Here is a 13,841-nt window from a genome sequence, read left to right as displayed (position 1 = left end):
AACCGGACAAAAGGAGGAGGAAGCTAATGGAAAAAGATTTTATTTTGGAGCTTGACAATATATCAAAATCTTTTCCGGGTGTCAGAGCTTTAGAAAATGTAAATATTCGTGTTAAAAAGGGGACTGTTCATGTTATCGTGGGAGAAAACGGAGCGGGAAAATCCACCCTGATGAAAATTATCAACGGTAATCATCAGCCTGACACAGGCAAAATAGTATATAAAGGCAAGGAAATGGTTATGAAGGATACTATCATGACCGGACAAATCGGTATTTCAATGATTTATCAGGAGCTAAATTTTATTCCGGAGCTTACGGTTGCAGAAAACCTGTTTTTAGGAAGAGAACCATATGTGGGAATAAAAAGCATTTTGAATAATAAGCAGCTATACAAAAAAGCCGATGAATTATTGAAAAAAGAAGGATTAAGCTATAGTCCTTACACAAAGATGAAGGAACTCTCGGTATCTGATATTCAGATGCTTGAGATTGTCAAGGCAGTATCAATCGATGCTAATTTAATAATCATGGATGAACCTACCTCTGCTATTACAAACAGAGAGGTGGACAAGCTTTTTGATAAAATAGAAAAGCTTAAGGAAAAGGGAGTAGCAATTATCTATATATCCCACAAGCTCAATGAAGTATTTAGAATAGCAGATGAAATCAGTGTCCTGAGGGATGGTGTAATTATTGAAACGAGGGCAGCTGCAGATTTTGATCATGACAGCATAATATCAATGATGGTTGGCCGCCAGATTACTAATATATATCCGAAAGAGAAAGTGGATATTGGGGAAGTTGTTCTTAAAGTGCAGGAGCTGTGCAGCGGTAAAATATTTAAGAATGTTAGTTTTGAGGCACGCAAAGGTGAAATTGTTGGAATTGCTGGCTTGATGGGAGCCGGCCGTACCGAGCTGTCAAGTGCGATTTTTGGTATGGATAGCTATGACAGCGGTAAGATTATTTTAGAGGGCAGGGAAATCAAAATCCGCAGTGTCAGTGACGCCATTAAAAGCGGCATCATTATGCTTACTGAGGATAGAAAGAAGTATGGTTTGGTACTGAAAAGAAGTATCCGGGAAAATATTTCGCTGCCCAACCTAAAACAATTTACGCGTTTAGGTTGGCTGGAAATCAAAAAAGAACTTTCGGAGGTAGCCCAAAAATCCAAGGAATTAGAAGTAAAAACTCCGGGCTTGGATATTGCCGCAGACTCATTGAGCGGAGGGAATCAGCAAAAGGTTGTTATCGCCAAGTGGCTACTGGCTAAACCAAAGGTATTAATACTTGATGAACCTACCAGAGGAATAGATGTAGGGGCCAAATTTGAAATTTACAGATTGATGGTAAAGATGGCAGAGCAGGGTATGACAATAATTATGATTTCATCTGAACTTCCTGAATTAATAGGAATGAGCGATAGGATATATGTTATGCGCCAGGGTGAAATAGCAGGCGAATTGCCTGAAAATGAATTTTCGCAAGAGTCTATTATGAGAATTGCAACAGGAGGTTAATTGGAATGAAATCAGATGAAAAAGCAGCAGCTACAAAAATATCAGTCATCGAAACAATAATCAAAAAGTACGGTATATATCTGGTACTTTTAGTAATGATTATTATTAGCGCGATTATCAGCCCTAACTTCTTTGACAGTAAGAATTTGCTGAACATAGCACGTCAAATAAGTGTAACAACTATCATTGCATTTGGTCAGACACTTCTGATTATATGCGGAATGATCGATTTATCTTCCGGATCTGTGGTGGCACTCAGCGGTGTCCTTGGGGTCAGCGTATATATGGCGACAGGCTCGCTGTTATTTGCAATCCTTGTTGGAATCCTGATCGGTGCTGTAACCGGAATTATTTCGGGATTTTTTGTAACCAAATACAAGATGCCTCCTTTTATTGTAACGATGGCTATGCAGTTGGTGGCAAGAGGAGCGGTGTATTTGTATACTGGCGGGCAGCCTATTTACCAGATTGGAGATTTTAAAAAGCTGGGACAAGGTTCGATAGGATTCATGCCTATACCTGTATTTTTTATGATTTTAGTTGCCGTATGCAGCTGGGTTATTTTAAACAGGATGAGACTTGGAAGATATTTATATGCAATAGGCGGAAACGAAGATGCATCACGTGCTTCCGGAATTCATGTAGGTTCGGTTAAAATATTGGCATTTGTAATCAGCGGCGTATTTGCAGGTGTTGCGGGAGTATTGCTGATGGGAAGACTTAATGCAGGTCTGCCACAGGCAGGTATAAATTATGAATTTGACGCAATCACAGCAGCCATTATAGGCGGGACAAGCTTTACAGGAGGTATAGGAACAGCGGCAGGGACCTTGGTAGGTGCGTTTATCATGGGTATACTGAACAACATTCTCAATCTGATGAATGTACAATCATATGTGCAGCAGATTCTGAAGGGTGTCATTATTGTTGCTGCGGTTGCAATTGATATTTCAACAAAGACGAGGAAGAGTAAGCCTGTAAAGATGTAAGCTTTCTTTGTACCTATTCTACACAAGCGTGTAGTGGTAATTGCAGTTGAGATTGAATCCGGCTGCATACAATAAATTATTTTCATAGGGAGGAATATAATAATGAAAAAAGCACTAATTAAACGACTACTTGCAGGTATATTGGCTGTTGTAATGGTAATGGGTATGGTTGGCTGTGCAAGTTCCGGGGAATCCTCAGAAACATCAAACCTATCTGCGGGAAAAACATCAGAAGGGTCTACGTCGTCAGGGAAAACATATAACGTGGTATTTATAGCAAAAGCTTTATCTGATCCATTCTCAACGTGGTTAAGTACTTCCATTGAAAAAATTGCAAAAGAAAAATATCCAAATATCAAGGTTTCTACAATCGATGGGCAGAATGCGGTAGACAAGCAGATTGCAGCGATGGAAACAGCGGTTTCACAAAAGCCTGATTGCATAATCCTTCAAATGGTAGATTCTGTTGCCATGGTGGATCCGGTAAATGCGGCACGAGAGGCAGGAATACAGACTGTAATGGTTAATGGTGCTATTGATGATAACGGTGCTAATAGCACAGTTGATTCCAATCCTGAGGAACAGGGAAAATTGATGGCTGCCAAAGCGGCTGAGCTGCTTCCGAAGAATGCGAACATAGTTATTATGGACGGCCCAGCAGGAAATTGGCATTCTAACGGCCGCCGTGCAGGTGTAAAGGCAGCATTGCTTGATGTAAGATCGGACGTTAAGGTTCTTGCAGAAAAAGAAGCAAATTGGAACAAAGATGAAGGTATGGCATTAATGGAAGACTGGCTGCAAACTTTTCCTAAGATTGATGCTGTAATATCAATGAATGATAATATGTCACTGGGCGCACTTGAAGCAGTTAAGGCTTCCGGAAAGACAGAAGGTTTTACTGCATATGGAGTAGATGGTCTCGCAGACGCATGCCTTTCCATTGATGCCGGTGAACTTACTGCATCAGTTGTACAGGATGGCTATGCACAGGCTGAAGCAGCACTGAAAATCGCTAATGATATTGTTACCGGAGCAAATACGCAAGTTCAATTAATTGATGTACCGGCAGTTCTCATAACAAAGGATAATGTGTCTGAATGGCTGCAAAAGCATAAGGATAACGGATTTATAAAATAGTAGTCAATAAAATAACAACAGGTGGCGGTGGATATGCTTTGAAGCGACACCGCCTAACATAAAGATATCAGAGAAAGGAAATAAATTATGAAAACCATGAAAGCAAATGTATATGCAAAGCCGGGTGATTGTGCAATACGTCAGATTCCCATCCCCGTATGCAAAGACAATCAGGTACTGATTAAAGTAATGTCCTGCGGTATATGCAAAGGTGCAGATGTAGCTCTGGCGAGGGGAAGTTTTATATCCTCCTTTCCCCTGATTAACGGGCACGAATTTGCGGGATATGTTGTTGAGACGGGTGCTGATGTGAAGGATTTCAAACAGGGAGACCGTGTCACCGCAGATAATACTGTGCTCTGCGGTCATTGCTATTATTGCAGAAGGAACCAGCCGCTTTACTGTGAGAACTTTTATTCATTGGGCTGCAATGGACCGGGAGGCTTTGCCGAATATGTGGTTGTCAACCATGACAAGGTTTTCCACATCAGTGATAAATTATCCTTTAATGAGGCTTGTCTTGCAGAACCTACAGCATGTTCGGTTCATACCATGGACAGGGTGCAAATGAGGTATGGAGACGATGTTCTTATATATGGTACAGGACCAACCGGAATTATTCTTGCACAGCTTTTTCTCCACTCAGGAGCAGGAAAGGTTGTTGTGGTCGGTCCAAGCAAGGATAAGCTTGATGTCCTTAACGCATACGGAATAACAGAGACGGTGTTGATGGACCGTAATGATTACAGTATTCATGAAGATAAATTAAGAGAAATTTCACCAAAGGGCTTTGACATTCTTGTAGATTGTACCGCAAGTGTCGAAATAATGGAAAGCTCAATCAAATTTGCAAAAATGGGCGGAAAGTTTGTCATGTTTGCTATGCCCCACGAAAATGCAAAATGGTCTATCAGTCCTGATTACTGGTATCTTCATGAAATTAACCTGATTACCAGCTGGGCACAGACCCATTGCTATGACAGGGCTATTCAATATTTGGAATCAGGCAAGGTAAAGGTAGATAAGCTTATAACACATGAGATGCCTCTGGATGATTATGACAAGGGTATGGAACTTGCAAGCAAGGGCGGTCCCGGAGTATTAAAGGTTATATTGCATCCTAACTGTGAATAGATGTTTTTGAAGAATTATTTATCACCTGTTTCAGGTGATAGGGGGGGGCTTTATATGGAGAACAGAGCAATTGTCATGACCGAAATCGGGCACTTTGAAGAAAAGGATGTGCCCATGCCTAAGGTAAAAAGCGGGGATGTCCTGGTAAAAATAGAATATGTAGGAATATGCGGGTCGGATGTGCATTTTTTTGAAAGTGGGCACTGCGGAGCAAGTACGTGTACAGTACCGTTTATTCTCGGTCATGAGGTGGCCGGAACAGTTATTGAAGTCGGAGAAAATGTAACGACACACAAGGTGGGAGACCGTGTTGCACTGGAGCCGGGGCAAACATGCGGGAAATGTGAATTTTGCAAAACCGGCCACTATAATTTATGCGAAGATGTAGTTTTCTTTGCCACACCGCCTTACGACGGAGCGCTTATGAAATATGTAGCTTATCCGGCGCATATGGCATTTATACTTCCTGAAAATGTATCAACCATGGAAGGTGCGCTGGTGGAACCTCTTTCGGTGGGAATTCATGCTGCCATGCAGGGAGGTGTAAAGCTGGGAAGTACTGTTATGGTTAACGGTACCGGCTGCATAGGATTGGTAACCTTGCTTGCTGCTAAAGCAGCGGGAGCTTCGCAGATCATTGTTTCCGATGTTTTTAATAAAAGACTTGAAAAAGCCGTTTCATTGGGTGCGACGCATATAATTAATGCTGCGGAGGAAGATGTACCCGGCAAGGTGGCGGAGTACACCGGCGGAAGAGGCGTAGACATAGTATTCGAGACGTCAGGCAACATAAAAAGTATTGGACAGACTATAGATAATGTTCGGCGTGGAGGAACTGTGGTAATGATAGGGTATTCACCTGCGGACGAGGTTGGCTATAATTTCGGGAAGCTGATTGACAAGGAAGTTACAATAAAAAGTGTTTTCCGTTACCGTAATATTTATCCTACTGCGATTCAGGCCATATCTTCAGGAAGTATATGTATAAAGAATATTGTAACCCATGAGTTTGATTTCGAGAATTCTTATGAAGCGTTTGTCAGTGTCAGCAATAATAAACAGGATGTTATTAAAGGTGTTATAAAATTATAAAATATGCCGGAGTATGGTGGATAATATGCAATAGTATTTAATAAAGAATATATTATAATAAGCATGTCAGTTAAATGAGCATCAAGTGTGCTGGAAACTGCTTATGGGGAGGAATGGCTTATATATGGCAGAATATTATCTTGGAATTGATATCGGAACATCCAGCACAAAGGCGGCAATAATAGATTGTTACGGGAAAATCCATGGAATTGGACAAAAAGAATATACAATCAGTATGCCAAAGGCAGACTGGTGTGAGCAGGATACGGAGGTATGGTGGGAGGCTGTCCTTGAATGTGTGCATAATGCACTGCAGGTGTCAAAGATAAATTCTTCTGAGATATGTGGTATCGGACTTTCAGGGCAGATGCACGGAATTGTTGTGCTGGATCATGTCGGAAAAGTGCTTAGGCCTGCAATTATATGGAGTGATCAAAGGTCTTCACGCCAAGTACAAAAATATATGGAGGAGATCGGGAAAAAGAGGTTGGGGGAATTATGCGCAAATCCGGTGGCAACAGGTTTTGCAGGGCCATCCTTACTCTGGCTGAAGGAGAACGAGCCTGATATATATGAGAAAACTGCTGTTATAATGCAGCCAAAGGATTATGTAAGATACAAGATGACCGGCCTTATTGCAACAGAGAGTACCGATGCATGCGGGACCCTGCTCTTTGATACGGCAAACGGTGTGTGGTCGGAGTCCATGTGTGAAGTATTGGGACTTGATATCAAAAAGCTGCCCCGGGTAAATAAGCCGTGGGAGAATGCGGGACTGCTTACTGAAGAGGCGGCGCTTAAAATGGGTCTCAAGAAAGGCGTTACCATTGCATACGGCGGTGCAGACCAGCCAATGCAGGCTATAGGAAATGGAATTATCCAGCCGGGTACCGTATCGGTTACTATTGGGACTGGCGGACAGGTTTTTACCCCAATCCATTCCCCCAAATATGATCCGGAGTTAAGGATGCATACCTTCTGCCATGCAATAGAAAACACATGGAATGTATTGGGTGCCACCATGGCTGCGGGACTTTCCCTTAAATGGTTCCGTCAAGAGATACTTGGAGGTATCAGCTATAAGGAATTGGACGAATGTGCCGGAAGCGTAAGTGCGGGAAGTGAGGGGCTTCTGTTTCTTCCGTATCTGGTCGGAGAAAGAACACCCTATATGGATTCAAAGGCCAGAGGCGTGTTTATAGGACTCACTTTGAGACATACCAAGGCGCATATGATACGGGCAGTTATGGAAGGAGTAACAATGGCGTTGTGGCAGTCATTTAATATTTTTCGTGAACTTGAGCTTCCTATAGACTGCATTATTGCATCAGGCGGCGGCGCAAGCAGCAAAGTATGGCGTCAGATAATGGCAGATGTATTGGAATATCCCATTTCAATAACTGCAGCTACGGAACAGGCCTGTGTGGGTGCGGCAATTATGGGGAGTGTTGCAAACGGAGCTTTCGAATCTGTCGAAAGTGCTGTTAAAGCGATTGTACCAAAGCCAACAGTTATGGAACACCCTATCCTCGAGAATATGAACAAATACCGGATAATGAAAGATATTTTCATTCAAGCCTACAATCAAAATAAAATAATAATGCATTCTTTGTCTGATGTAGGATAACATGTACCTGCTATGCAAAAAATGATATAAAAATATTAAAAAACTTATATCTGTGCAGTAATGCAAAGAAGATATAAGTTTTTTGCTGTTTGAAAATAAATATTCAGAAATATTACTCCGGTATTCTATTGCAGGGAAGGCTTGAACAGTAATTGACTTCAGTCAGATACTGCCGGTTTATAGCCTCGGGTTTTCAGCCGGTAATAATTGATTTTGAGATGGGGAATAATAAAAGCATCGCTGAAAAAGGAATAGGAATATTCAAATGATATTTAGACTTGGATTTGTAGCAATGACGCTGGATTTAGAAAATTGCTCCCCGTCCGGTGCGGTGACTTATGCGGCGTATAAGAAGCTTGAGGATGAAAATGCCAGAAAAATAAGGCTTGCACGGGTATCAAGAAGCAATCTCGGGAACACATTGAGAATACTAAAAAATAATGCGGCATTAAATATCGAGGTTTACAGGCTTACATCGAAACTCATACCTCTTGCAACGCATAACGAATTATCCGGCTGGGATTTCGGCACTGAATTTCATGAGGAATTCAAGCAAATCGGAGATTTTATAAAGGCAAATAACTTCAGGGTCAGTGCTCATCCAGACCACTTCACGCTGCTGAATTCCATAAAGCCGGAAGTACTTGAGGCATCAATCATAGACCTTGATTATCACGTAAGGATGTTTGAGGCAATGGGACTTTATGATTATAAATATAAATTAGTGCTGCATGTGGGAGGCATGTATGGTGACAAGGAAAAATCAATTGAAAGGTTTAAGATAAACTTTAAACGCCTTCCCGATAGAATACGCAAACGTATTATTCTTGAAAATGACGATAAATCATTTACTGCTTCTGATGTGCTGTATATTTGCAAGGAATTGAATATTCCCATGGTTCTTGATGTCCATCATCATAATTGTGTAAATAACGGTGAACCTATAGAGGAGCTTTTACCCGGAATATTTAAGACCTGGGAGCAAGAGGAGTATCCTCCTAAGCTTCATTTTTCAAGCCCCAGAAGCTGTAAGGAATTTCGAAGTCATGCGGATTATATTGATGTTAATGATTTTATGAGTTTTTTGAAGACGGCAAAGATTTTTAACAGGGATTTGGATTTCATGCTGGAGTGCAAAATGAAAGACAGAGCGCTGCTGGAGCTCTCGGATAAGCTGAAGAATGTGAAGGAGCTTTGCAGTATAAATAAATCAACCTTTAAAATTTAAAAATGATTGATGAAAAATTTAGTATAAGTTTCAATAAATATGGAACAATTAGATATAAGCTTTGTTTTATTTGAGCTTTTCAGCAAAGCAAAATTAAATATTTTGAAAGGATACTGTTTTATGGGTAAAAATAAGAAGCAGTCAAGTGATAATGAAAATCTTACTTTTGACAATGATCAGCTGGGTGAAAATAAAGATACCAATGGCGGCGGTAAAAATAAAACAGGTAAGAAAAAGTAGCTTTATAAAAAGAGGATTTGTGGCATACACAGATCCTCTTTTTATTTGTACAAGGATTACCGAAGATTCTGTTTATTCCATATATAAAATTTTAATGGTATAATATAATTCAGCTTATAATGGGTACATAATTTGAGCGGTTCGGTTTTGCTAATCAAAAGATATAAGAATAACCTATAGTTTACGGAGAGAAATTAGAAATGATTACAGTGTTGTCATTAAGCCCCGCAGTGGATAAAATCTATATGATAGATGATTTTAGCGCAGGAGGGCTGTATAGAGTCGGCAATTGCTTGCAATCCCCGGGAGGTAAAGGCATTAATGTTGCAAGAGTTGCAAGAATGCTTGAGGGAGATGCAGCCGTACTGGGCTTCAAAGCCGGCGGTACAGGTAAGTGGCTGGAAGAAAGTACAGCCTGCACCGGAGCAAGGACGTTTTTTATTGAGGTGGAAGGGCAGTCAAGAACAAATAATAATATAATAGACAAGGTTAATAATGTAGAGACAGAGATACTCGAGGAAGGTCCTGAAATTAGCGGTGATGCTTGGGAAGCCTTTTGGGAGGTTTTTTGTCAGGAGATAACGGCTTCAAAGGTACTTGTTTGTTCTGGAGGCCTTCCCAAGGGATTAGGTGCCGAAACATATTCGAAGCTTATAAAAGAAGCAAATAAGCTTGGTGTTAAAACTATTTTGGATGCCAGCGGAGAGATACTAAAGCAAGGAATAAGCGCTGAGCCTTATTTGATAAAACCAAACTTGAGAGAGCTTTCAGAATATTTTGATATGCAATTTACCACTGAAGCTCAAATTTTGGAAGCATGTAAAGGGATAATAAATAAAGGAGTCAAAGTTGTTGTTACTTCAATGGGGGCGGAGGGCGCTTTATTAGTGAGTGAAAATACTGCATACAAAGCTTATCCGGTTGATGTAAATGTGATAAATACCATAGGCTCCGGGGATTCGATGGTAGCAGGCATCAGCTATGGCATTGCAGAGGGACTGCCTGTAAAAGAATGCTTCAGGCTTGGTGCCGCATGTGCCGCATCAAATACAGAATTTGTTGAAATAGGACTTATAAATACTGAAAGAGTTAACGTATTGAAGCGAGAGCTAGTAATAGAAGAAATAAATGTTTGCAAATAAAGCCTATACCCGCAAAATTAGATACAGGGAGGAAGCTCTCGGCTGTATTTTTTGAGAACTATAACGGTGCCGGCTTAAAACGGAGAGCAGAGCAAAATTATGAATATTATTGAACAATTGATAAAGGAATTTAATTTAAAGCGTTTTCAGGTACAGAATACTGTCAATTTGATTGATGAGGGTAATACCATACCGTTTATAGCCAGATATAGAAAAGAAGCAACAGGGGAGCTTAATGACCAGGTGCTGAGAGAATTATATGACCGTCTGGTATACTTGAGAAATTTGGATGAAAGGCGGGAAGATGTCAGAAGGCTTATAGACGGGCAGGAGAAGCTGACGGAAGAACTCGGCAAAGCATTGGATGCTGCGGTTACACTTCAGGAAATTGAGGATATTTACAGACCCTACAAGGTTAAAAGGAAAACCCGCGCATCAATTGCAAAGGAAAGAGGCTTAGAGCCTCTGGCAATAATTATTTACGCTCAGATGCCGTCAGCGACTGCTGCAGAAGAAATAGCAGCAAGATATATTGATGCTGAAAAGGGAATAAATACTGCACAAGAGGCTTTAGCGGGTGCAATGGATATTATGGCTGAGGAAATTTCTGATAATGCAGGGTACCGCAAAGCCTTAAGGGAGATAATTTTCAGGGACGGATTAATAGAAACAGCCGCGAAAAAGGAAGAGGACTCCGTATACAGGATGTATTATGAATTTAAAGAGCCCGTTTCCAAAATAGCCAATCACAGAGTTCTGGCTATAAACAGAGGAGAGAAGGAAGAATATTTACAGGTAAAAATTAATGCGGACAGTGCTAAGTGCCTGATGTATCTTAAGGGGAAGGCTATCAGGAATACAAATCAGGACATGGGTAAATATGTGGAACGTGCAATTGAGGATTCGTATAGCAGGCTTATTTTTCCGTCTCTGGAGAGAGACATCAGAAGCAAGCTGACGGAAGTAGCCCAAGAGCAGGCTATAAAGGTATTTTCGGAAAATCTTAGGAATCTTCTTTTACAGCCTCCTGTTAAAGACAGAGTCGTGCTGGGATTAGATCCGGCATACAGGACAGGCTGCAAAATTGCTGTTGTGGATGAAACCGGCAAGGTACTTGAGACAACTGTAATTTATCCTACTCCGCCTCAAAACAAGGTGGAGGAAGCAAAGCTTAAAATCAAAAAGCTTATTGACAATTACAAGGTTGATATTATTTCTATCGGAAACGGCACAGCATCAAAAGAATCTGAAATGTTTGTTGTTGAGCTTTTAAGGGAGATAGACAGAAGGGTGTATTATATGGTTGTCAGTGAGGCGGGAGCTTCGGTTTACTCTGCTTCAAAGCTTGGAGCAGAAGAGTTTCCGGATTTTGATGTGGCATTGCGCAGTGCCGTATCAATTGCTAGAAGACTTCAGGACCCTCTTGCGGAATTGGTCAAAATTGATCCGAAGGCTATTGGCGTCGGACAGTACCAGCATGATATGAATCAAAAAAGATTGGACGAATCTTTAGGCGGAGTGGTTGAAACCTGTGTAAATAATGTGGGAGTTGATTTGAATACGGCTTCTGCTCCATTGTTATCATATGTTTCAGGTGTATCTGCTTCTATTGCCAGAAATGTAGTTGAGTACAGAGAGCAGAACGGAAAATTTAAAAGCAGAAACGAAATTAAAAAAGTTAAAAAGCTGGGGGGCAAGACATTTGAACAATGTGCCGGTTTTCTCAGAATAACTGACGGAGATAATATACTTGACAATACTTCTGTTCATCCTGAGTCATATAAGGCTGCCAAAAGGCTGCTGGATAAAATGGGGTATAATTTATCCGATGTCAAGCTCAAAAAGCTTGACGGATTGGACAAGAGGGTTGAGCAGTATGGAATAGCAAGGGTTGCAGAAGAGCTGGAGGCAGGAGTTCCAACCTTGAGGGATATTATAAATGAGCTGTTAAAGCCCGGAAGAGATCCGAGAGATGAGCTGCCGAAGCCTGCGCTGCGTACAGATATACTTAGCATGGAGGACTTGAGGCCGGGAATGGTGCTGACCGGTACAGTAAGGAATGTTGCTGATTTTGGTGCTTTTGTGGATATAGGAGTTCATCAGGACGGACTTGTCCATATTTCACAGCTTGCAGACAGATTCGTAAGGAATCCGATGGGTATTGTAGCAGTAGGAGATATTGTAAAAGTAAGAATCCTTGAGGTTGATTTTGACAGAAAAAGAATTTCACTGAGTATGCGGGATATAAAATAATTTGAGATTTATTTAAATTATGATAATATGATATGTGGTAAAATGTTATAGTATTATATTGTTATTTATTATTGTGACATGATATTATAGAATGCATATTCATACTGTATAAGGATTGCCGGATATCCGGCAATCTAGGTTATGGTAAGCCACGCTATATTAATTTAGGAAAGAAGGACAATGATGGGTACACTAAACAATGCAGTTCGTTTACTTGCCAAAAGGCCGTCAATACTTGTGATGACTATTATACTCAGTACAATAGCAGGTATTGCTGAAACCCTTTTTATTACACTATTTTATGGAATTTCGATGTTTAAGACAGGAAGTCCTTTTGATGCTTACATTAATATAATTCAATTCTTGGTTGGTGCCATGCTTGTACCGCAGACAGCTGCAATAGTTATTCTTGTTTTAGTCATTCTTGTTGTGGCTACTGCTTTAATCTTTGGCCTGCTGTTATCCGGGTATTTCAATATGTTGAATAATGCGGTACAGGATAGAGCTAAAAAAGAAGGCAGCGAATTTATGGCAGGGGTAAAAAAATATTTTTTAAGGATGATATCACTTAATCTATGGACATTGAGCATAATTATATTATTTGTTATTTATGCTTTTATTGCATCTATTCCTGCAGCAATATTTTTAGACAATGCATTCAGCGGGGCAATAAATGTATTTGCAGGAATACTGCTGTCTGTTATTACCCTATTGGTACTGTTTTTCAGCTTTGCATTCCTGAGGCAGTACTTAGTGTTTTGGTATCCGTCAGCCTTGACATATGACAGGAATCACTTCAAAATTGCTAAAAAGATATCTGACAAAAATTTTTGGACATTGTTGTCCAAGTTTATTATATTTGATATTACTCTTTTAATTTTCGATTCCATTTACGTAATAGCTAATTTTTCTTTAGCGAATGCTCAGATTGTTTCAGGAGCTACAACCAGTATATTGCTTATTATAAATATTATTTTTAAAACTGTATTTATTGCTTTGCAGGTATGCTTTGTATTCTATTCTTTTAACAGGTGCAATGATAAATACAAAGCCTTGTCTAAAGCTAAATAATATCTAAAAGCAGATATGCGAGAACAAGCAATAATATTTCATCCTCCATTTTATCTGTTAAAAGCAGTAAAATGAGACCTACAAGAAGTAAGTCATCTAAACAGATATCGTGTCCTAATATATTAAAAAGAGATTTATCCGATCTTTCGGCTCTATCATCCGATCCGAATAAGGAATTAAGAAAGCCGAAGGCAGGGAAGCTCTTTTTTTCTTTCATATTTACAGGTCCGGCGGAAGGCAGCGTATTTTCACCTGAATCCGGAGGGGCTGCTTTGGAACCCTCGGAATTAGGCACAGCTGTTTTGTATTCCGTTGAATAAGAGTTATTTTTTTTATATTTTCTAGATTTTGGTGTATGTTTACTGTAAACCATACTTGACACTCCTATCCTGAACTGATTCTTAGTTT

11 protein-coding genes are annotated in these 13,841 nt (G+C 40.2%); 10 read left to right on the top strand and 1 reads right to left on the bottom strand.

The window, feature by feature from the left end; all coding sequences use genetic code 11:
* Positions 1–26: 26 nt before the first annotated feature.
* From LY28_RS07435 to LY28_RS07385, 10 genes are all read left to right on the top strand, one after another.
* The gene (locus tag LY28_RS07435; RefSeq protein ID WP_110461557.1) at positions 27–1,520 is read left to right on the top strand and encodes a sugar ABC transporter ATP-binding protein; all 1,494 of its coding nucleotides are present in this window, start codon (positions 27–29) and stop codon (positions 1,518–1,520) included.
* Positions 1,521–1,525: 5 nt separating this feature from the next.
* Positions 1,526–2,509 (top strand): ABC transporter permease, encoded by a 984-nt coding sequence (locus tag LY28_RS07430; protein WP_110461556.1) that lies wholly within the window; start codon positions 1,526–1,528, stop codon positions 2,507–2,509.
* A 102-nt stretch (positions 2,510–2,611) separates the two neighbouring features.
* Complete coding sequence (locus LY28_RS07425) at positions 2,612–3,646, top strand: sugar ABC transporter substrate-binding protein (protein ID WP_110461555.1); 1,035 nt, start codon at positions 2,612–2,614, stop codon at positions 3,644–3,646.
* An 87-nt stretch (positions 3,647–3,733) separates the two neighbouring features.
* Positions 3,734–4,780, top strand: coding sequence for a zinc-dependent alcohol dehydrogenase family protein (locus LY28_RS07420; protein WP_110461554.1), 1,047 nt, complete (start codon positions 3,734–3,736; stop codon positions 4,778–4,780).
* A gap of 54 nt (positions 4,781–4,834) precedes the next feature.
* The gene (locus LY28_RS07415; RefSeq protein ID WP_110461553.1) at positions 4,835–5,872 is read left to right on the top strand and encodes an NAD(P)-dependent alcohol dehydrogenase; all 1,038 of its coding nucleotides are present in this window, start codon (positions 4,835–4,837) and stop codon (positions 5,870–5,872) included.
* 124 nt (positions 5,873–5,996) lie between these two features.
* Positions 5,997–7,499 carry a xylulokinase gene (gene xylB, locus LY28_RS07410; RefSeq protein WP_165835519.1) on the top strand — a complete coding sequence of 501 codons (1,503 nt, stop codon included), beginning with the start codon at positions 5,997–5,999 and terminating at the stop codon, positions 7,497–7,499.
* Between the two features lie 265 nt (positions 7,500–7,764).
* Positions 7,765–8,727 carry a UV DNA damage repair endonuclease UvsE gene (uvsE, locus tag LY28_RS07405; RefSeq protein ID WP_110461551.1) on the top strand — a complete coding sequence of 321 codons (963 nt, stop codon included), beginning with the start codon at positions 7,765–7,767 and terminating at the stop codon, positions 8,725–8,727.
* Between the two features lie 440 nt (positions 8,728–9,167).
* Positions 9,168–10,109 (top strand): 1-phosphofructokinase family hexose kinase, encoded by a 942-nt coding sequence (locus LY28_RS07395; protein ID WP_110461549.1) that lies wholly within the window; start codon positions 9,168–9,170, stop codon positions 10,107–10,109.
* A gap of 99 nt (positions 10,110–10,208) precedes the next feature.
* Complete coding sequence (locus LY28_RS07390; RefSeq protein WP_207658064.1) at positions 10,209–12,362, top strand: Tex family protein; 2,154 nt, start codon at positions 10,209–10,211, stop codon at positions 12,360–12,362.
* Between the two features lie 180 nt (positions 12,363–12,542).
* Positions 12,543–13,433: a hypothetical protein gene (locus tag LY28_RS07385; protein ID WP_242981181.1), complete on the top strand. Its 891-nt coding sequence runs from the start codon at positions 12,543–12,545 to the stop codon at positions 13,431–13,433.
* Here the strand turns inward: LY28_RS07385 and LY28_RS07380 are convergent.
* Positions 13,426–13,806 (bottom strand): hypothetical protein, encoded by a 381-nt coding sequence (locus tag LY28_RS07380; protein ID WP_110461546.1) that lies wholly within the window; start codon positions 13,804–13,806, stop codon positions 13,426–13,428. The genes LY28_RS07385 and LY28_RS07380 overlap by 8 nt on opposite strands.
* Between the last annotated feature and the right edge of the window lie 35 nt (positions 13,807–13,841).

The organism is Ruminiclostridium sufflavum DSM 19573, from assembly GCF_003208175.1.
GTDB lineage: Bacteria > Bacillota > Clostridia > Acetivibrionales > DSM-1351 > Ruminiclostridium > Ruminiclostridium sufflavum.
This window is presented reverse-complemented; position numbering and strand designations above follow the sequence as displayed.

What these genes read in the sequence shown, in the direction of transcription:
- LY28_RS07395 (WP_110461549.1), top strand. Translation starts at nt 9,168, where the DNA reads ATGATTACAGTGTTGTCATTAAGCCCCGCAGTGGATAAAATCTATATG.
- LY28_RS07415 (WP_110461553.1), top strand. Translation starts at nt 4,835, where the DNA reads ATGGAGAACAGAGCAATTGTCATGACCGAAATCGGGCACTTTGAAGAA.
- LY28_RS07420 (WP_110461554.1), top strand. Translation starts at nt 3,734, where the DNA reads ATGAAAACCATGAAAGCAAATGTATATGCAAAGCCGGGTGATTGTGCA.
- LY28_RS07390 (WP_207658064.1), top strand. Translation starts at nt 10,209, where the DNA reads ATGAATATTATTGAACAATTGATAAAGGAATTTAATTTAAAGCGTTTT.
- LY28_RS07380 (WP_110461546.1), bottom strand. Translation starts at nt 13,806, where the DNA reads ATGGTTTACAGTAAACATACACCAAAATCTAGAAAATATAAAAAAAAT.
- LY28_RS07435 (WP_110461557.1), top strand. Translation starts at nt 27, where the DNA reads ATGGAAAAAGATTTTATTTTGGAGCTTGACAATATATCAAAATCTTTT.
- LY28_RS07385 (WP_242981181.1), top strand. Translation starts at nt 12,543, where the DNA reads ATGATGGGTACACTAAACAATGCAGTTCGTTTACTTGCCAAAAGGCCG.
- LY28_RS07425 (WP_110461555.1), top strand. Translation starts at nt 2,612, where the DNA reads ATGAAAAAAGCACTAATTAAACGACTACTTGCAGGTATATTGGCTGTT.
- xylB (WP_165835519.1), top strand. Translation starts at nt 5,997, where the DNA reads ATGGCAGAATATTATCTTGGAATTGATATCGGAACATCCAGCACAAAG.
- LY28_RS07430 (WP_110461556.1), top strand. Translation starts at nt 1,526, where the DNA reads ATGAAATCAGATGAAAAAGCAGCAGCTACAAAAATATCAGTCATCGAA.
- uvsE (WP_110461551.1), top strand. Translation starts at nt 7,765, where the DNA reads ATGATATTTAGACTTGGATTTGTAGCAATGACGCTGGATTTAGAAAAT.